The 17,286-nt window shown below is 41.8% G+C and carries 17 protein-coding genes and 1 tRNA gene; 5 read left to right on the top strand and 13 right to left on the bottom strand.

The features are described from left to right. Positions 1 to 123: 123 nt before the first annotated feature. Positions 124 to 987, top strand: coding sequence for a sigma-70 family RNA polymerase sigma factor (locus tag WJR50_RS05850; protein WP_341292301.1), 864 nt, complete (start codon positions 124 to 126; stop codon positions 985 to 987). 81 nt (positions 988 to 1,068) lie between these two features. Here the strand turns inward: WJR50_RS05850 and WJR50_RS05845 are convergent, their stop codons facing one another. The 10 genes from WJR50_RS05845 to WJR50_RS05805 all read right to left on the bottom strand — a co-directional run bounded on the left by WJR50_RS05845 (position 1,069) and on the right by WJR50_RS05805 (position 11,099). Then, positions 1,069 to 1,224: a hypothetical protein gene (locus tag WJR50_RS05845; RefSeq protein WP_341292300.1), complete on the bottom strand. Its 156-nt coding sequence runs from the start codon at positions 1,222 to 1,224 to the stop codon at positions 1,069 to 1,071. Between the two features lie 19 nt (positions 1,225 to 1,243). Further along, on the bottom strand, positions 1,244 to 2,329 hold the full coding sequence (locus WJR50_RS05840) for a 3-oxoacyl-ACP synthase III family protein (protein WP_341292299.1): 1,086 nt from the start codon (positions 2,327 to 2,329) through the stop codon (positions 1,244 to 1,246). 153 nt (positions 2,330 to 2,482) lie between these two features. Further along, positions 2,483 to 3,226, bottom strand: coding sequence for an NYN domain-containing protein (locus WJR50_RS05835; RefSeq protein WP_341292298.1), 744 nt, complete (start codon positions 3,224 to 3,226; stop codon positions 2,483 to 2,485). 61 nt (positions 3,227 to 3,287) lie between these two features. Next, positions 3,288 to 3,479: a cold-shock protein gene (locus WJR50_RS05830; protein ID WP_341292297.1), complete on the bottom strand. Its 192-nt coding sequence runs from the start codon at positions 3,477 to 3,479 to the stop codon at positions 3,288 to 3,290. 440 nt (positions 3,480 to 3,919) lie between these two features. Further along, positions 3,920 to 4,387 (bottom strand): YybH family protein, encoded by a 468-nt coding sequence (locus WJR50_RS05825; RefSeq protein WP_341292296.1) that lies wholly within the window; start codon positions 4,385 to 4,387, stop codon positions 3,920 to 3,922. Between the two features lie 144 nt (positions 4,388 to 4,531). After that, positions 4,532 to 4,939, bottom strand: a complete 408-nt coding sequence (locus WJR50_RS34190; protein ID WP_445223450.1) for a DUF2569 family protein — start codon at positions 4,937 to 4,939, stop codon at positions 4,532 to 4,534. Positions 4,940 to 5,338: 399 nt separating this feature from the next. Continuing rightward, entirely contained in the window at positions 5,339 to 5,482 is a 144-nt protein-coding gene (locus WJR50_RS05820; protein WP_341292295.1) for a hypothetical protein, read from the bottom strand. A gap of 31 nt (positions 5,483 to 5,513) precedes the next feature. Further along, a complete protein-coding gene (locus tag WJR50_RS05815) occupies positions 5,514 to 7,799 on the bottom strand; it encodes a family 78 glycoside hydrolase catalytic domain (RefSeq protein WP_341292294.1) in 2,286 nt (761 codons plus the stop codon). A gap of 124 nt (positions 7,800 to 7,923) precedes the next feature. Continuing rightward, positions 7,924 to 8,385 (bottom strand): heme-binding domain-containing protein, encoded by a 462-nt coding sequence (locus tag WJR50_RS05810; RefSeq protein ID WP_341292293.1) that lies wholly within the window; start codon positions 8,383 to 8,385, stop codon positions 7,924 to 7,926. Between the two features lie 167 nt (positions 8,386 to 8,552). Continuing rightward, positions 8,553 to 11,099: a TonB-dependent receptor gene (locus tag WJR50_RS05805; RefSeq protein WP_341292292.1), complete on the bottom strand. Its 2,547-nt coding sequence runs from the start codon at positions 11,097 to 11,099 to the stop codon at positions 8,553 to 8,555. 146 nt (positions 11,100 to 11,245) lie between these two features. Between WJR50_RS05805 and WJR50_RS05800 the strand changes: the two genes are divergently transcribed. The 4 genes from WJR50_RS05800 to WJR50_RS05785 all read left to right on the top strand — a co-directional run bounded on the left by WJR50_RS05800 (position 11,246) and on the right by WJR50_RS05785 (position 13,983). Then, entirely contained in the window at positions 11,246 to 11,377 is a 132-nt protein-coding gene (locus WJR50_RS05800; protein ID WP_341292291.1) for a hypothetical protein, read from the top strand. A gap of 43 nt (positions 11,378 to 11,420) precedes the next feature. Next, entirely contained in the window at positions 11,421 to 12,506 is a 1,086-nt protein-coding gene (locus WJR50_RS05795) for a sensor histidine kinase (protein WP_341292290.1), read from the top strand. Continuing rightward, entirely contained in the window at positions 12,503 to 13,246 is a 744-nt protein-coding gene (locus WJR50_RS05790; RefSeq protein ID WP_341292289.1) for a LytR/AlgR family response regulator transcription factor, read from the top strand. Before WJR50_RS05795 ends, WJR50_RS05790 begins: the two co-directional genes overlap by 4 nt. 209 nt (positions 13,247 to 13,455) lie before the next feature. Next, positions 13,456 to 13,983, top strand: a complete 528-nt coding sequence (locus WJR50_RS05785; protein ID WP_341292288.1) for a toll/interleukin-1 receptor domain-containing protein — start codon at positions 13,456 to 13,458, stop codon at positions 13,981 to 13,983. Between the two features lie 212 nt (positions 13,984 to 14,195). On the opposite strand, the gene WJR50_RS05780 is transcribed toward WJR50_RS05785, so the two are convergent. From WJR50_RS05780 to WJR50_RS05770, 3 genes are all read right to left on the bottom strand, one after another. Then, positions 14,196 to 14,269: transfer RNA gene (locus WJR50_RS05780), tRNA-Thr, on the bottom strand. A 72-nt stretch (positions 14,270 to 14,341) separates the two neighbouring features. After that, positions 14,342 to 16,543, bottom strand: a complete 2,202-nt coding sequence (locus tag WJR50_RS05775; protein WP_341292287.1) for a DUF349 domain-containing protein — start codon at positions 16,541 to 16,543, stop codon at positions 14,342 to 14,344. A 51-nt stretch (positions 16,544 to 16,594) separates the two neighbouring features. After that, positions 16,595 to 17,158, bottom strand: a complete 564-nt coding sequence (locus WJR50_RS05770; protein WP_341292286.1) for a YqgE/AlgH family protein — start codon at positions 17,156 to 17,158, stop codon at positions 16,595 to 16,597. Between the last annotated feature and the right edge of the window lie 128 nt (positions 17,159 to 17,286).

Below are 17,286 nucleotides of genomic sequence, written 5' to 3'. Positions count from 1 at the left end.
TGTAAATATCTCTGGATTGTAGTCATATTTTGAGGTTGAATTTTTCAGTGTAGCATCTTCACATGTCATTATAAAATCAATCTCTGTACACTTTAACAACTATTTCATTTCATAACATTATCCATGAGACAACTAAAGATAACGAAACAGATAACCAGCAGGGAAAGCCAATCACTGGATAAGTATTTACAGGAGATAAGCAAAGTAGATCTGATTACTCCTGACATGGAAGCAGAGCTGGCCAGAAGGATAAGAGAAGGAGACCAGGTTGCTTTAGAAAAGCTCACCAAAGCCAATTTGCGCTTTGTAGTATCGGTAGCCAAGCAATATCAGAATAAAGGCATGTCGCTAAATGATCTGATCAATGAAGGTAATTTAGGACTCATGAAGGCTGCGCAGCGATTTGATGAAACCAGAGGCTTTAAGTTTATCTCTTATGCCGTCTGGTGGATACGACAGTCTATTATGCAATCGCTGGCCGAACAATCCCGTATGGTACGTCTTCCACTAAACCGTATTGGTACACTTACCAAGATCAGCAGAATATTTGCCGAACTGGAACAGAAGTATCAGCGCGAACCATCTTTGGAAGAACTATCTGAAATGCTGGATATCACCGAAGAAGAAATCGCACTCAACCTCAAAGTAGCTAATCGTCACCTGTCTATGGATGCTCCATTTGCCAGTGGTGAAGAAAATGGCCTGCTGGATGTACTGGAAAATAAGAGTGAGGTTACTCCTGATTCAGATCTGATGCACGACTCTTTACAAAGAGAGCTGCAAAGATCGCTTTCTACCCTTACCCAAAGAGAAGCTGACGTAATTACGCTTTATTTTGGGCTGAATGGTGGAAAAGCAATGACACTGGAAGAAATAGGCAGCAGATACAATCTTACCAGAGAAAGAGTACGTCAGATTAAAGAAAAAGCTACCCGCAGGCTCAGACATAGTACCCGAAGCAGTGCTTTAAGACCTTATCTGGGTTAATGTTTTTTCTTCCCACATAATTACCGATATTGTTACTGCACTGACGTAAGGCGCATAATGATTTATACTGAAGCCCGATACTTAAAAGCTGTTTGTAACAATACGGTAATTTACTGTAGGGTTAATGCCGTTCGTAACCATCAATATCAGGTAACCATTCATGACCGCCTCTACCTCAACACCTCGGATTATCAAAAGGCTTTTTGTGCCATCAGGAAGATACTGAAGGCCAGGCATAATGAGCTTAACTAAGTTCCTATGGCATTTTGTAGATCACCGCATTGACATTCATACCAGCCCCTACCGAAGCGAAGATCATATGCTCTCCTTTATTGATATGATGATGCTTAAGTTCTTTCCTTAGCAGTTTATCCAACAAGATTGGAACGGTGGCTACCGAGTTATTTCCCAGGGTCGCAATGGTCATTGGCATAATGTACTCCGGAATCTCCGCTACATTCAGCAATTTGAATAATCGGGATAAAATAGCATCATCCATCTTGGCATTTGCCTGGTGGATGAGCACTTTTTTGATCTGTTCAATACCTAAACCAGCTTTGTCCACACAGTCACTTAGAAGTTGAGGTACGGTAGTGAGGGCATACTCGTACAGCTTTCTTCCTTCCATTTTGAGGAACAGCGTATCATCTTTATAATCAGGATTGTAGGAGACATTCATATTAAGCAGGTGAGCATGATTCAAAGTATCTGAGCGTGTTTTGTGGGCTAAGATTCCCAGTGGTTCATCGCTTTGTCTCGCTTCCACCACTACTGCTCCTGCCCCATCCGAATAAATCATGCTGTCAATATCATGAGGGTCGGAAATACGGGATAGTGTCTCTGCTCCTATCACAAGGATTTTTTTGGCATCTCCCGACTTGATATAATAATCAGCCTGTATCAAGCCCTGCACCCATCCGGGGCAGCCGAAGGGTAAGTCATAGGCAATGGTATAGGGATTATGTATACCTAACTTATATTTAATTCTGGCAGCCAGACTGGGGACAAGATCCGTTTTCTTGTTGCCGTGCAATACATCACCAAAATTATGGGCTACAATGATATAATCCAGGCTCTCTTTGTCAATGCCCGCTGAAATGACAGCTGCCTCAGCAGCATAATAGCCAATATCAGAAGTGACCATCTCATCTTCCACATACCTGCGCTCTTCTATTTCAGTAATCTCCTGGAACTTACGAATGATTTCATCATTGGATTTGGGAATCCTCTGTCCGGAGGAATTATAAAATTCATTTTTCAGAAAAGATTCATTCTTAACGATTTGGGAAGGTATATATCTTCCAGTTCCAGTAACAACTGTGTAATAGGTATGATGAGCCATAAAATTTTATGTTTTTTAAAGCATAAAATTTTAGAAATTACTCTATCTATTTTGATGCTTTAGTTAAAATTGAAATCCAGAACCTCCCAACTTAAGCAAATGTCGGGCAATTTTTGAATTTCATGTGATTTTTCTTCTCTATTTGAGGATAGATTACTCTTTGTTTCTCACATAAATCAGCTTGAACTTACCTTTCTGGTTTTCTTTTTGCTCAACATCAAACTTGCTGATAGACTTGATAAGGGGGGTGAGTTTCTGAAATCCGTAGTTTCGGGAGTCAAAGTTGGGCTGCTTCTTTTGCAGTAAGTTTCCTACATCTCCGAGAAAGGCCCATCCATCATCATCTGCCAGATCGGATATGGTAGTGGAAATTAAGCGGATTACTTTAGGAGTAATCTTATCAACGTCACTTTTCTTTTCAGACTTTCCTTTCTGGTTATCAGATCCTTCTTCTTTGGATTGGTCTTTAAGAATTTCCAGGTAGATAAACTTATCACAAGCTACGATAAAGGGATCGGGTGTTTTCTTTTCCCCGATTCCAAAAACTTTCATGCCGGCTTCTCTGAGACGGGTGGCCAATCTAGTGAAATCACTATCGCTGGATACCAGACAAAACCCGTTAACCTTCTGCGAATACAAAATGTCCATGGCGTCTATGATCATGGCAGAGTCCGTCGCATTTTTACCCGAAGTGTATCCATACTGCTGTATAGGGGTGATGGCATTTTCAAGGAGGATATTTTTCCATTTGGACAAATTAGGCTTGGTCCAGTCTCCATATATTCTTTTGATGGTAGGGTTACCGTACTTGGCAATCTCTTCCATCATTTCTTTAATGTAGGCAGAGGGAATGTTATCCCCGTCAATCAGCACTGCCAATTTTAAATCTATTTCCATAAACCAAAAAAACATGCCTTATCGGGGCATGTTCTTCATTTCAAAGTGATAATATATTTTACTAAATAACTTTCACATTGACTGCATTCAGACCTTTTTTGCCTTGCTCTTCTTCATATTCCACCTTATCGTCCTCCTCTATTTCGTCGATAAGTCCACTTGAATGAACAAAAATGTCTGCACCTGAATCGGATGGCTTAATGAAACCAAATCCTTTCGTGTGGTTAAAAAATTTTACGGTACCTTCTTTCATTGAATTGTTATTATAAGTATAAGGCAATGTAACCTTATTTTATGGATAGTAGTTCACTTCCTTTGTTTTTTTTTTGAAAGAGGCAAAATGAATGTCATATTTTATATCTCTTGTTTGGCCCTATATGAATATAGATAAGCCAACTGCATATTATTAATAGATTTATACCTACCTTAACTCATGCAAAATATTTTTCCCGAAGGATCTGTAGTGTATCCGCAAACTCATCGTCAGGCGTTATGTGGATCGTATTTATTACTGCGTTGACCAGACAGATACATCCAAAAAGGAGCTGGTGTACTTTGAGCGAGAACTGGTACCTAAGGTGTAGCTGGTATAGCTATTTTTTTATCCAGAGTGCCTGTCATGTAAGCTGACTAATCTGGGGGATAAGCTTACAGTGCGCTTGCTTGCATTTCACAGCTTGCAATATTTTATATTCAGTTTTCAGCTTCCAAAGCCGATTCGTGGATATGTATTATTTTCCAAACTCCGTTTATTCTCTTCCATACGTAGGTTAAGGCGCCTGTCCCATAATCATAGGGTTCTCCGTTGGTAAGCACGGTGGTGGTAGCGGAAGAATTAAACCCGATAATGGCAAGGTCTTCCCCTAATACCTGAACATCATAATTTTCTACTTCCATCTTCCACTCCTGGGTAGTGGCCATCCATTCTTTAAATACCTCAAGAAACTCCTCATTGGAAGAGGCAGCACGGAACCCATGCCAGTAGTACCTGATATCCTCAGCATGGAATTGTGCTACCGAATCCATATCTACCGTTTCCCATGTCAGATTGTAGGCATTGGTAACATCAATGATTTCCTGTTTAATAGCAGCATCACTTGTCTTTTCCTGTTCACAAGCGAACAAGCACAGGAGGATGGATAATAAGATGAACTGTTTCATTGGAATGGGTTTTAGACAATTGACAAGCTTGCCCCCTCAGAAGACGTAAAGAGTTCCTTTTTCAAATGTCAATTTTGGTGCTTGATGAAATAAACCACTAGCTATAAACTATCACACTGAATGCTATACCTGTTTCATTCCAAGTTACTTGACAAATACTTCTTTTACACGCTTAGAAATTAATAAGTAAGGAATTATTAATGAGCATAGCACAATGATACGTATCAACCCAAAATAATCAATTCCTCCTGAATCATAATTCCAAACTAAAAAACTCATCCCTACAATGTAGAATAGATTGATAGCCAGAAAAGCTACAATCAGTTTAGGAGTAATTTTATGCCTATAGAAAAAACATATAACAGACAAAACTCCAATCATTAACATGATAAAGTAGTAGCAAAGTATAACAGTATCTATAGTATTGAAAGAGGTTAATATTGCCTTGGCACCCGATAAGCTGCCCAAAGCTACATTTAGTATAATAAGATATAACCAAAAGCCATAATTAGTTCTTTGCTCATCTTCGTAGTATGTATTGTAACCTCTCATTTATTGATTGAATTATAGATAACATCCAAAACAAACCCACTTGCGAAGTAGAGCTGTATGTATTTCTATTACACCCTTCTTCAACTACGCTAATATGGTACCCTTAGCAGGATTTTTTTGTGCTATAGACCTACTTCTCTTACACTGAGATGGGATGAGTTTCTCAGTGATGTATAAGGGGATGGTCATCCAATAAGCCATTTTAACCGCTCTCCCCAGGAGGGAAAGTCAATGATCTATATCGTTTTGTCTCTGTCCCTCAGGGGGATGGTGAACAAAAAGCCTGTTTCCTTACCTTCCCCACTGGGGATGGTCATAAAATGACAGCTTACACTGGCTTTCCCTACTGGGGAAAGCGATAAAACAACAGCATTTTGTCATTTTCCCCAAGAGGGAAAGCTATATTTTAACAGTAATTGTTGTATTTCCCTCCCAGGGAAGCTTAAGCCAGGGCATCTTTTTACTGTTTTCACCACAGTACGGATGAATAATCGGATAGCTTTGCTCTCCAATATACTCGTGCTGACTGATCGTCTGCTGCATGAAAGCTTAGGAAGCCTGGTATCTTTCTCTGTTAATAGTTAAGGCTATACTTCCCCGAACCCAGTTCAAATACCAGAAAGTTTCCTTCTCTCCTCCCCTTCCTGCTGCTACCATTTACCATAGCTGTGTTAATCTTTTTGCCCTGAAGCGGCATATAAACTTCGGCTTCTGTATTGGCAGGAATATCCACTTCCATGGTAAAACCTTTTCTTTGGTCAAAGGATACCTCTACCGCTCCCCTGATGGTGGGCATACGAACTTCTGCCCATTCCAGCGTTCCAGGTTGTGGTTTGATCCTGAGTCTGGCAAAACCGGGTTCAAGCGGCTCAATGCCCATCAGCTTACGAGGGATAATATTGGCGGGTGCAGCGCCCCAGGCATGATTCCAGTCCTGGTTGGGCTTGTACTTATTGTCCCAGGCTTCCATGGTGATGGTGGCTCCCGCACGTATCATATTGTACCAGCTACGTTCGGCCGTAGAAGACAGCAGTTCCAGACCATAAGCACCTGCTTCTGCCTCATATACAGCATCCATCAGGAACTGTGAACCATACACACTGCAGGCCATCCCCCGCGACCTGACAAATTCTATCACCGAGTCGCGGTATTTTTCAGGTACTAAACCAAAAGCCAGGGGAAACATATTGGCATGCAATGAGCTGTGTTCAGTACCCATGCCATCCACATAATAGCCTTTCTGCTTGTCCAGTAGCCTTTGGTTAAAGGATTTCTTCACTGCCTCTGCTCTTTCCATAAATTCCCTGCTATCGGCAGTCTTGCCCAGGTCAGCGGCGATACGACTCATGCAGACCAACGCCTGATAGTGGTAGGCATTGACTACCGTATTGACTTCTGTAAAGACATAGCCATCTGTCTCTCCAGCCTCTTCTTTGCCCAAACCCAGTATACCGGTATGGGGCCAGTCTACGATGTCTCTTAACGCTTCCCCTTCATAATGTACCGATGCCAGTACTTCCTGGTCCATCTGCCCTCTCTGGGTACTGATCAGATGATCATCGCCTGCCAGGGCAGTCAGGGTTTTGGATTTCAGGTCATCATAATAATGCTCGGCGGATGATAGGTTTCCGGTGTACAGATAATCATTCCAGGCCATCAGCACCGACTGAAGAATCCATTCGGTAGGCCAGGTGGCATGCGTGATCAGGTATTCATGGGAATAACGGCCCATGCTGTACTCACGGTCCACCGCATAATGGCAAAGCTGGTTGATCAGGGCATCGGCTTCGTAGGGAATACGCTCCCGGTCACCATCTACATAGATGCCCGCAAAGCTGGTGGCTTTGATAGAATACTTGCTCAGCTCCCATACGGCATTCAGCACCGTGTCCGCACTCTGAAAATAGGAAGCTTCCTCATTGAAAGGATAATGGACCGCGTGCCTCACTACATCATCGGTGCTGATCTCACCGGCATAGCCTTCAATTTCGCAGTAGCGAAACGGCAATACCTCTCCTATGTAATCAGGTATTTTAATAGCTCTGTCACCGGTATTCCGCTCATCCGGACGAAAAGCGATTTTATAGGTGCGTGTTCCCTCATTGATGGGAAGCTGATAGGCCTGGTAGCGAATCGTTCCGCCCGGTTCACGGTCAATACGTCCGGCATCAGTTACCGATTCCCCAAAATGAATAGTGAGAGTATCTTCCTGCGCACTGTGCAAAGTCAGGCTAAGCTGGGCAAAAGCGTCTTTACCAAAATCAATGAAGTAGTCCTCTCCTTCAATTTTATGAATACTGACTGGTCTTTCATCGGTCTTTTGGGTAGGATAGCGGGGCGTATCATGCGGCAGGAGTTCCGCTCCGGTTCTGAACGAGGCAATTGCCGAATAGGGACTTTCTTCCTGCTGATTGTTCCACACCTTTACTCTCCAGTAGTAAATCGTGTTGGCTTTGAGTGGTGTACCTTCATACACTACAGCCGAAGAATTACTACTGCTTACCTTGCCCGAATTCCAGAGGTCGGGATCATTTGCGCGTAGTTTTTCTTCATCAGTAGCCAGCTGAAGTTGGTAGGCGGTTTGTAAGACATCCTGCTTATCGTCATTGACAATCCAGCTGAATACCGGCTTTTGGTGCTGAATAGTCACATGCTGATAGTCTCTGCCATATTGTTGCACTTGCTGAAGTGTCATATTGGTCTGATACCCTTGTGTGTAGGTACGATTGCTGTGTTCCAGCAGATCTGTCAGCAAACCCTGCGGGGCCAGTAATTTATCCTGCGCATGGGCAGTGCTAGTCAGTAAGATAGAAATGGATAAGAGGAATAAGAACGGCTTGTAGATGGACGAAACAGGCATAGGTTGTATTATGTAAGGGGCTGAAGATAAAGAAAATCTTTAAGCAGCCCCATCTTTATGTGTTAACAAGAAAAGAAAACAGACATCAGCCCAGTATCCCATAGCATGCTGAGACATGAATATACTACTGCTGAGGCACGTCTAACTTTTGTCTTTCCGTATTGACCCACTCCGTGATCAGGCTAACCTGTTCATCCGTGAGTTTGGCATCCCGGTGTATCCAGGTATAAGAAGGTAAAGGCATATGGCCTTCCTCCACTTCTTCAGCAATTTCTTCCAGTTTATGGTCCATACGTTCCACATCATAAGCAGCAAAGTTAGAGAAATTGAGTTCGCTTTTGCCTTCCTCTATATGATTGTTTAACCACCAGCCTACCGGATTTACTTTTGAGTACCAGGGATAGTTGGTATGGTTAGAATGACAGTCGTAGCAGGAGCTTTGCAGGGTAGTCATTACCTGATCGGGCACATTTACATAGTGGGTTACATCATTACTGCTTTCCGCTTCACCCAGGTTTTCTTCCGGACGAATAAACTGGATAATGATCAGGAGGGCTATAAACCCTAAAGCGAATGTACGTTTCATAAAGGTTAGAGGTGTAGTATAGTAGTTGATGACAATTAAATATTTCTAACGGTCATTGTCAATGAAAAAAGCCCGAACTAATTTAGTCCGGGCTTTCGCACTATGTTGCATCTTAGATACAACTTTCTACTGGTATCTTTTCAGCGTTCGCATTTCCCTGTTCATTTCTATTGAGAAATGTTCATCTGGTTTCCTCCTCCTTCTTTGAGGTCATTATTCTGTATAGACTTTCTGCGTCTGGGGCGAGGATCAGCGTTGAGCTTACCGATGCGATAGCTGAAGTTAATCTTAAAGCCCATATTGCGCATACTATTGACACTGCTCTGGCTGATGATAGGAGAGTTTACTTCGGTACGCATCTTGAACTCAGTCGTAAAGAAGTTTTCCGCACCAAAGCCTATGCTGCCTTTGTCATCGTTAAAGTCCTTCTTGATGCTCAGGCTATAGATACCGAAGCCGGTTTGATAGCCCTGTAGCTGTACCTGTCTGCCCCTGTAAAAGCCAAAGAACTGCAAACCCCAGGTGTCGGTGATGTTATAGTTTCCAAAAAGTCTTCCACTAAGTACCCAACCCTCATTTTCTGCCTGGTAAAGCGGATTGCTAACGTTATTATCCAGAACGGCATAATATACATCCGTACCTCCATTCAGTGAGAACTTATTGGATAAGTTCACATTAGCGAATACACTGAGGCCATAAGCATCTTCACTGCCAATATTCTCATAAGTTGTCAAAACTGTATCCTGTCCTATCAGGCTTCTGATGGGCTGAATGGAACCGCTGGTGTTTCGCATAAAGGTAGAGAAGTTGAGCGATGTGCCTTTGAGAAAGGTACTGTAGGACAACTCATAGTTGTTGGTATACTCCGGCTCCAGGTCAGGATTGCCCTGCGTGATGTTCAGCGGATTAGAGGCCTGTAGGTTAGGGTTCAGAAACTGTAAGGAAGGACGCTGAATACGGCGGTTATACGCAGCCTTGATCATGTTACCGTTCTTCAGTTTTCTGGACAGGTTCACACTGGGCACCAGTATGCCGTAAGAAGGGATTTCTACTTCCACTTCATCCTGAAAGTTGGCCTGTATCGTGGTATATTCATACCTTACCCCCGGCTTGATACTGTACTTGTTCAGGTTAAGGGTATAGGATACATAACCTGCCATTACATTCTGATCATAATTAAAGACATTGCTGAGGTTATTGTCTTGGACCGCTTCGTATTCTCCATCGCTGTCTGCTACAAAAAACTGGTAATCACTGGAAACTGTACGCATGATTTCCTTACCGCCAATCTCCAGCATTTGCTTATCGCCAATAGGCATCTGGTAATCCGCCTGCAAGGTGATCTCCTGATTAAAGCTCTGGTTTTCGTTTTTGAAGCGGTCAATTGCACTTTCATCATTCTGGTCAATGATGTCGTTCACAAAATCATTGGTACGATTGTTCCGACTGTAAAGACCCATGAGGATGAGTTCCTGCTGTGGCTTGTCATAGGTATGCACGTAGGTAAGGCTCACATCCATATTCTCTGACAAATTGGTCATATCCACATCACGTACGCTACTGTTCAGCAAAGCCTCGTTCTGATACGTCTGCGTGAGCAGCGCATCCTGTTGGGAATAAAAGTTGAATGCCCCTAGCTGAACAGAGGCAGAAATCCAGTTTTTCTTATTGATATCATAATCCAGTCCCAGGGAGTAGCGGCCAAAAAGCATGTTGTTGCGCGTATCTGCCTGCTGGGTGGTCAGAATTTCATTGCCATTACTATCAGTGGTAAGCTGGTTATTTTCAAAACTACCCAGAATGTTATAGCCGGTACGTCCGAAGCCTCCCAAGGAGAGCCCAACCTTACCGCGGCGGTAGCTCCCATTCAGGCCCAGGTTAGCCCCTCTATTCCCAACACCGCTATCTATGTTTAGCGTACCACCCTGTAGTTTATTCTTTTTGGTGATGATATTGATGATACCCCCGGTACCTTCCGCATCGTAACGGGCCGAAGGAGAAGTGATCACTTCCACTGATTTGATCTGGTCGGCTGGAATCTGCTTGAGTGCATCACCCACGCTGGTGGCGGTGATGGTAGAAGGTTTGTTGTCAATAAGCACTTTGATGTTCTGGCTACCTCTCAGATACACATTACCATCCAGGTCTACGGATAACATAGGCACCCTCTTAAGCACGTCAGTAGCATCGCCTCCCTTGGTGGTCTGGTCGTGTTCGGCATTGTAGACTGTTCTGTCTACTTTCTCTTCAATAAGATCACGCTGCCCCTGTACCACTACTTCATCCAGCTGCTTGGTTTCTGAAATGAGATAGAGATTGCCTAAATCTATATTCTTGTCTTTCTTACTGATCTCAACGGTAGTGATTTCAAAAGCTTCGTAGCCTATAAAACTTATGGTAAGTTTATAAACACCTTCTGCTATATTCTTGAGCTGAAACTTACCCTGATCATCGGCTACTGTTCCATCCACTGGCTTATCCAGTTGGGGATTAATCAGTGCTACCGTAGCATAAGGTATGGGTTCCTGGCTTTCTTTGTCCAGGATGATACCGCTGATCTTCCCGTCTCCCTGCGGCACATTGGATGGGGCTTTGCTTCCTGCCGTACTTGGTGACATAGGCCTTCCATTGGGCTGAGGAGCTTGGGCGAAAGCTAGTTCGGAAATCCCTGATAAAACGATGATAAGTATGAAGGAAACTACATTTATTTTCATGATTGGCTGATCGTTTAATATTCCTTTTCAGGCAATACAGCATGCATATTGACCAAAGAATATTTGAATTAACGGGCTTCTGAGATAGTAGAAAAATGGAATAGACAGTATGCCTGAAGATAACGACGATAGTCCCTTAATAAACGATGAAAACCATTCTATACCATTATGTAAAGTCAGGTACATGGGTGGTAGACAAAAGAGTGGATTCTGTCGTTACATTTGTCAAAACCATAGATTTGACCAATCTTAAGCTAATATTTAGCGTATGTTTATGATAAGTGAGATTCTCTTTCACCCTCGCTCAAGATATTTGTCCATATGCCTCCATTATCTTTACGTCTTTCTTTTCGCTCACCTTTGATACAAGCTTTGGTGTGGGTAGTGATGGGCCTGTTTTTCTTGCTATTTCAGCCCTTGTCCTGGCAGGCATCCCTTCAGATTAGCCTGCCGAGCGAGTTTTGGATCAGGCAAGCTATTCTCTTCTCCTTTCTGGTAGGCATCTTTTATCTGAATTCCGAGCTATTAGTTCCCCGGCTACTGTTTCACAACCAAATCGGCTTATTCATTCTGATGGTATTACTGGTAGTTTTCATCCTCATGCCGGTAATGAAAACGATAGAGGGTTGGCTCAATCTTCCCGAACTCATGCACAAAGCATTTCACCCAGACAGTGATGAACCTGCACGAAGAAGCAATCCCTGGTTTGATTTTTTTCTATTCTTGCTCTCTTTGCTGGTGCTCGGGGTAAGTACCAGTGTTAAAGTGGTGCAGAAGTGGCAGGAAGATGTACAGCTACGTCAAAACCTGGAACAGCAGAAGATCAGTTCAGAACTCTCGTTTCTGAAAGCACAGATCAATCCTCATTTTTTCTTCAATACGCTGAATAATATTTATGCCCTTACTTTGTCAGACATAGACACAGCACGACAGGCATTGCATAACCTATCTCGTATGATGCGCTATGTCCTCTATGAAACCCGCAAAGACGTTACCTTTCTGAGCCAGGAGATTGCTTTTTTGCAGGATTATATTAAGCTTATGCAACTCAGGCTTACGGATAAGGTAAAGGTGACTTTCAGGCACCCTGCTTCACTCAATGATATGAGTATAGCGCCTATGATGTTTCTACCTTTTGTGGAAAATGCTTTCAAACACGGAGTCAGTGCCCAATCATCTTCCTGTATCTTGATCAATATAGAACAAAAAGGAAACAGCATACATTTAGAAGTGAAGAATACCATTTTCAATAATAATAGTGTATTGCTGGAAGAGAGCAATGGCATTGGGCTGACGAATACGAAACGTCGTTTGGATTTGCTTTATCCCGGGAAGTATACACTACAAGTGGATGAGCAGGCACCGGAAAACACCTTTCAGGTGAATTTAAAAATGCAGTTGTCATGACCACCTTGAAATGTATAGCAGTAGATGATGAACCTCATGCGCTTAATCTGGTTTGCACTTATATTCAGCAAACTCCTTTTCTTGAGCTTTATGGGCGGTATTCCAGTGCGGTTGAAGCACTGAAAATTTTGCATGAACAGGCAGTAGACCTCATCTTCCTGGACATTCAGATGCCCGACCTGAGTGGCATTGAGCTTGCCAGAGTACTTGACAGACGAGAAAGAATAACAGGTCCACGCATTATTTTCACAACAGCTTATGACCAGTTTGCCCTAGAAGGTTATAAAGTAGATGCCCTGGATTATCTGTTAAAACCATTCAGCTACGAAGAATTTCTACGAGCAGTAAGCAAAGCCCAGGCCTATGCTGAGTTTGCCCAAGCCAAAGGCACTGTTCCTCAAAAAACTGAGTCGGAAGAAGATTACCTTTTCCTGAAAGTAGAGTATCAACTGGTGAAAGTTAATTACACTGACATCCTTTACATACAGGGGCTTAAGGACTACGTAAAAGTATATTTGCAAAGCAGTAATAAGCCCTTGCTCAGCCTGATAAGCATGAAGGTACTGGAAGAAAAACTTCCTCAAAACCGATTCATGCGTATCCACCGTTCATTCATCATCTCTCTGGAAAAGATCAAAGCTGTAACTAAAACTAATGTGCAAATAGGCAATGAAAGCATCCCGGTGAGCAATCAGTATAAAGATGATTTTTCTAAACTGATAGAACGCTGGATGCAGTAAGCTAAACAATCAAAATGGATAGCCGGTCCTGCTTATTAGCCTCCAAAGCAGAAATTTATTGCGAGTATTCCAGTTAGGCCACAATATGCAGATGTATCATACTCGTAAAAACAGGTTCAAAAAGTAGAGTAAGTTGATGACAAGGTCCAAATCTGTTTTGCGTTGAGGCTTTTGTGTCTGGAATGAATTAATTTTATTAATTTGTTTATATGGCTAAATCTATATTCATTTCGTACAGCAGAAAAGATACTCCAATCATTGATGCCATTACAAAGTTGATGCGCTTTAATAAGCAACGTGTATTTTTAGATCGCGACTCAATAAACCCAGGGGAGAAATGGAAAGATATGCTTGAAAAAGCGATTACAAATTGTGATCAGCTGATTTTATTTTGGTGCTGTCATTCAGGTAAATCTGAATGGGTAAAAAAAGAGTTTGAATTAGGCATAAAATTACAAAAACCTATTGTTCCCGTTTTATGCTGTGACTTTCCTACTGATGAAAAGATCAGTGAATTTATGTGGTTAGACTTCAGAGGTGTTATTGCTCACCAGTGTACTAAGCATCATAAAAAAAACCCGAAAAAAATCATGAATCCTATAGAGGATGGTACTCTTTCTGATATAATGGAAGATACTAGACCACTAATAAACCTGCCTGAAGAATATTATCTCCTCAATTATGCGCTCTACAAAATAGATGAAGAGCCCCTATATTTTTACAATCAGAAAAGTTAAGAGATTCAAATTGTTATTTAATGGATAGGGGAGTTTGCTCAGTCCTCAAGCAAGATAAAAAATAATAGTTCGGGGATTTGATAAAGATATGTAATTGCGCACACACTGTCTGCGTTTTTGGATAGATAGAAAGTAATGAAGGTGACTTATACGTGAGCAATATAAAAAAAAGGTAAGCAACTGAAAAACAGCTACTTACCTTCAATTCTAAGAGCCCCCTGTCGGATTCGAACCAACGACCTACTGATTACAAGTCAGTTGCTCTGGCCAGCTGAGCTAAGGAGGCATAGCCTGTATTGGCTAAGGGATTGCAAATATAGAAATCCACCCTATTCACTGCAACCCCTTACTGAAAAAATTATCGCATATTTTCTATGATGTCCAATTGAGATTTGAGGTGCTCCAATTCAGCCCCAGCATCTTCTATCTTCTGCTCATATTCTTTCTTCAATTTATCAGCCTGTTTTGAGTTAGCAAAAAAGCTGATATTGTTTTTCCATAAGGAAATATCTTCTTCCAACTTGTTAATCTTTTTTCTCAAAGATGACTCCTTATGATCCAGTTTTCTCTCAGCACGAGGCGTACCTTTAATTGTGGTTACCTCAAGTTCAAGCTTTAGGTCTTCCTTCTGTTGAGCATCAAGACCTTTGGTAGATTTCATGAAGCTCTCTACTGCTTTCTCAAATCGCTGGTTGATCTTCTTGATAGCATTACGTGGAACAAAACCGATTTCTGCAAACTCTCCACTAAGTTCCTGAAGCCTATCCGTATCTGATGAGCCTTCTTTGGCCATGTTCTCTATCTCAGTACAGATTGCTTCCTTGGCCTCAAGATTTTTCTCGTAAGATGATTCAAGTTCTTTGTTGTTTTCTCTTTTACGCTCAAAGAATGTATCACAGGCAGATTTAAAGCGCTGGTAAATCTCGTTTCTCACTTTTTCCGGCACAGGACCGATGTCCTTCCATTCCCTCTGAAGTCTTTTAAGCTCATTAGCGGTTTTCTGCCAGTCATTACTTTCTTTCAGACTTTCAGCTTTTTCTACCAACTGCTCTTTTTTCTCCAAATTACCTTCTCGCTGAGCGTCAAGCTGCTTAAAGAAGTTTCCTTTGTTAGCAAAGAACTGTTTAAAATTAGACCAGAATTTTTTGTTTACCTCTTTGGCTTTTTCTCTCGGCATAGGACCCACTGCATCCCAACGCTTTTGTAAAGCCTGAATCTCTTTTGTCTTTTGATTCCACTCCCGGATGCTGTCACTGCTAAAATTGGCAAACTCAGCAACCTCATCGCAAAGCTTCAGTTTTTGGTCAAGGTTCTGGTTAAGCTCTTCTTTAAACTGATCTACATATTCTCTTCTTCTTTCATGAATCTTATCTGAGGCTGACTTAAAACGCTGCCAAAGTGCTTCCTGATCGTCTTTGGGAACAGGACCAATATGTTTGTATTCTTCATGCAGTTCATCCAACTCACGAAGTACCTTTTTGATATCGGGATCTTCTACCAGATTTTCAGCTTTTTCACATAGGGCTAGTTTTGCCTCCATGTTTTTCCGGCGATCCAACTCCTTAAGTTCAAAGTAGATACTGCGGTTATCATAAAAGCGATGAATCAACGCATTATAATTGGCCCACAGGGTTTTGTTATGTTGAGGAGGTACCGGTCCGATAGCTCTCCATTCATTCTGCAACTCCTTAAGTTTGTGGATACTGACCTGTGTTTCTTCACTATCAATAAACTCTCTCAGGCGATTGAGAACATCCTGTTTGGCCTCATAGTTTTTGTTTCTATCCTGACCAAGCTTAGCATAATAGCTTGACTTCTTTTCTTTGATTAACCGGAAAGATTTGTAGAAGTGTTCACTTAATTCATCCGACTTATATTCAAATCCATCTTTCTCTCCACCATCGTTGAGATATTTTTGCAAGGCATTCTCTTTCAACTCAGCTTCTAGCTCATCAAACACTGACTTCATTTCATGTGCATGTGCATCAGCTTGTTTTACATTTTCATTCTTGAGCTCCTGATCAATTGCCTTTACCAACTCCTCCCGGGAGAAATTGCTATAGTCAATTTCTTCCTCATGCTCATCCTCATCTTTTGCATCATCGCTACCGTGCTCTTCTTCCTGAGCATTAGCAGTAGCAGCAGTTTGATCACTTGTAGACGCAGGCTTTTCATCAGCCTTATCTTCCGCCTCAACTTCATTTTTTACATTTTCATCACTGCTGGTAGAAGTGGACTGTTCCTGCTCCTGAACCGCTTCATCAGATTGATTGGCTTCAGACTCATCATGAGAACTTGCTGAAGTTGAAGAACCTTCCTCTTTGGTGTTAGAGTCAGACTCATTATTATCATCAGACTCAGGGCTGGCAGACGCTTCATCTTTTACTGGCTCAGACTTGCTATCTTCATCAGTATCCGTGGAAATGTCAGCCTGAGAAGCTTTACTCTCGTCATCAGGTGAAGATGAGGGAGTCTCTTCTTTTTTATTGATATTTTCAGCTTGTTCGGTGGTAGTAATGTTTACTTCTTCCTGCTTCTTATTTTCAGAGCCCTCTGACATAAGCAATATATATTAGTTCTTTAGAATAAAGCCCAAAATTAGTAAAATGATTCAATTTAAACGCGGGTCAATAGGATAATTTGAGAGCATACGGTACTTCCCCCCCATATTGCTCAGCACATTTCTCCACAACCCTGCAGGATTATGGCTAAATATCTCATCAGTACTGGCTTGTTTGTACACTATCCATGAGTCCTCTTCCAACTCATTTTCAAGCTGCCCGGGTGACCAGCCGGAATAGCCTACAAAGAATATAAAATCCTGAGGGTTAAGCTGTTTGGTATTGATTAAGGAAAGAAGCTGTTCAAAATTTCCGCCCCAGTATATTCCGTTGGCAATCTCCTGACTCCCCTCTAACCTATCACCTACCCTATGAATAAAATGTAATGTGTCTTCCTGTACTGGTCCACCTTTGTGGAGTATTTTTTCAAAGTCATTTACTTCTTCTATCACATCTGCAAGACTAAGCTCAATAGGTTTGTTAAGCACAAATCCTAATGACCCGTCTTCATTGTGCTCGCACAATAAGATCACTGAGCGCTCAAAATTAGGATCAGGAAGGAAAGGTTCTGAAATTAATAAATCACCTTTTGTAGGTTTGATATTAGATGGCATACAAAATTAAATTTATCTTCCGAACATTAAGAAGCATACAATTATGAAAAGGTTTACTCATATTGACAAAAAATTGATCCATGCTTTTTCAATACGATCAAATTAAGAATCATGAAAAACCTATGATG

The sequence above is a fragment of the Catalinimonas locisalis genome (assembly GCF_038039535.1).
Taxonomy (GTDB): Bacteria; Bacteroidota; Bacteroidia; order Cytophagales; family Cyclobacteriaceae; genus Catalinimonas.
The sequence above is the reverse complement of the archived record's forward strand: the minus strand, read 5'-3'. Positions and strand labels throughout refer to the sequence as shown.

What these genes read in the sequence shown, in the direction of transcription:
- WJR50_RS05800 (WP_341292291.1), top strand. Translation starts at nt 11,246, where the DNA reads ATGAAAACCATTCTATACCATTATGTAAAGTCAGGTACATGGGTGGTA.
- WJR50_RS05770 (WP_341292286.1), bottom strand. Translation starts at nt 17,158, where the DNA reads ATGCCATCTAATATCAAACCTACAAAAGGTGATTTATTAATTTCAGAA.
- WJR50_RS05795 (WP_341292290.1), top strand. Translation starts at nt 11,421, where the DNA reads ATGCCTCCATTATCTTTACGTCTTTCTTTTCGCTCACCTTTGATACAA.
- WJR50_RS05785 (WP_341292288.1), top strand. Translation starts at nt 13,456, where the DNA reads ATGGCTAAATCTATATTCATTTCGTACAGCAGAAAAGATACTCCAATC.
- WJR50_RS05820 (WP_341292295.1), bottom strand. Translation starts at nt 5,482, where the DNA reads ATGCAGCAGACGATCAGTCAGCACGAGTATATTGGAGAGCAAAGCTAT.
- WJR50_RS05815 (WP_341292294.1), bottom strand. Translation starts at nt 7,799, where the DNA reads ATGCCTGTTTCGTCCATCTACAAGCCGTTCTTATTCCTCTTATCCATT.
- WJR50_RS05775 (WP_341292287.1), bottom strand. Translation starts at nt 16,543, where the DNA reads ATGTCAGAGGGCTCTGAAAATAAGAAGCAGGAAGAAGTAAACATTACT.
- WJR50_RS05845 (WP_341292300.1), bottom strand. Translation starts at nt 1,224, where the DNA reads ATGCCTGGCCTTCAGTATCTTCCTGATGGCACAAAAAGCCTTTTGATA.
- WJR50_RS05810 (WP_341292293.1), bottom strand. Translation starts at nt 8,385, where the DNA reads ATGAAACGTACATTCGCTTTAGGGTTTATAGCCCTCCTGATCATTATC.
- WJR50_RS34190 (WP_445223450.1), bottom strand. Translation starts at nt 4,939, where the DNA reads ATGAGAGGTTACAATACATACTACGAAGATGAGCAAAGAACTAATTAT.
- WJR50_RS05790 (WP_341292289.1), top strand. Translation starts at nt 12,503, where the DNA reads ATGACCACCTTGAAATGTATAGCAGTAGATGATGAACCTCATGCGCTT.
- WJR50_RS05825 (WP_341292296.1), bottom strand. Translation starts at nt 4,387, where the DNA reads ATGAAACAGTTCATCTTATTATCCATCCTCCTGTGCTTGTTCGCTTGT.
- WJR50_RS05830 (WP_341292297.1), bottom strand. Translation starts at nt 3,479, where the DNA reads ATGAAAGAAGGTACCGTAAAATTTTTTAACCACACGAAAGGATTTGGT.
- WJR50_RS05840 (WP_341292299.1), bottom strand. Translation starts at nt 2,329, where the DNA reads ATGGCTCATCATACCTATTACACAGTTGTTACTGGAACTGGAAGATAT.
- WJR50_RS05835 (WP_341292298.1), bottom strand. Translation starts at nt 3,226, where the DNA reads ATGGAAATAGATTTAAAATTGGCAGTGCTGATTGACGGGGATAACATT.
- WJR50_RS05850 (WP_341292301.1), top strand. Translation starts at nt 124, where the DNA reads ATGAGACAACTAAAGATAACGAAACAGATAACCAGCAGGGAAAGCCAA.
- WJR50_RS05805 (WP_341292292.1), bottom strand. Translation starts at nt 11,099, where the DNA reads ATGAAAATAAATGTAGTTTCCTTCATACTTATCATCGTTTTATCAGGG.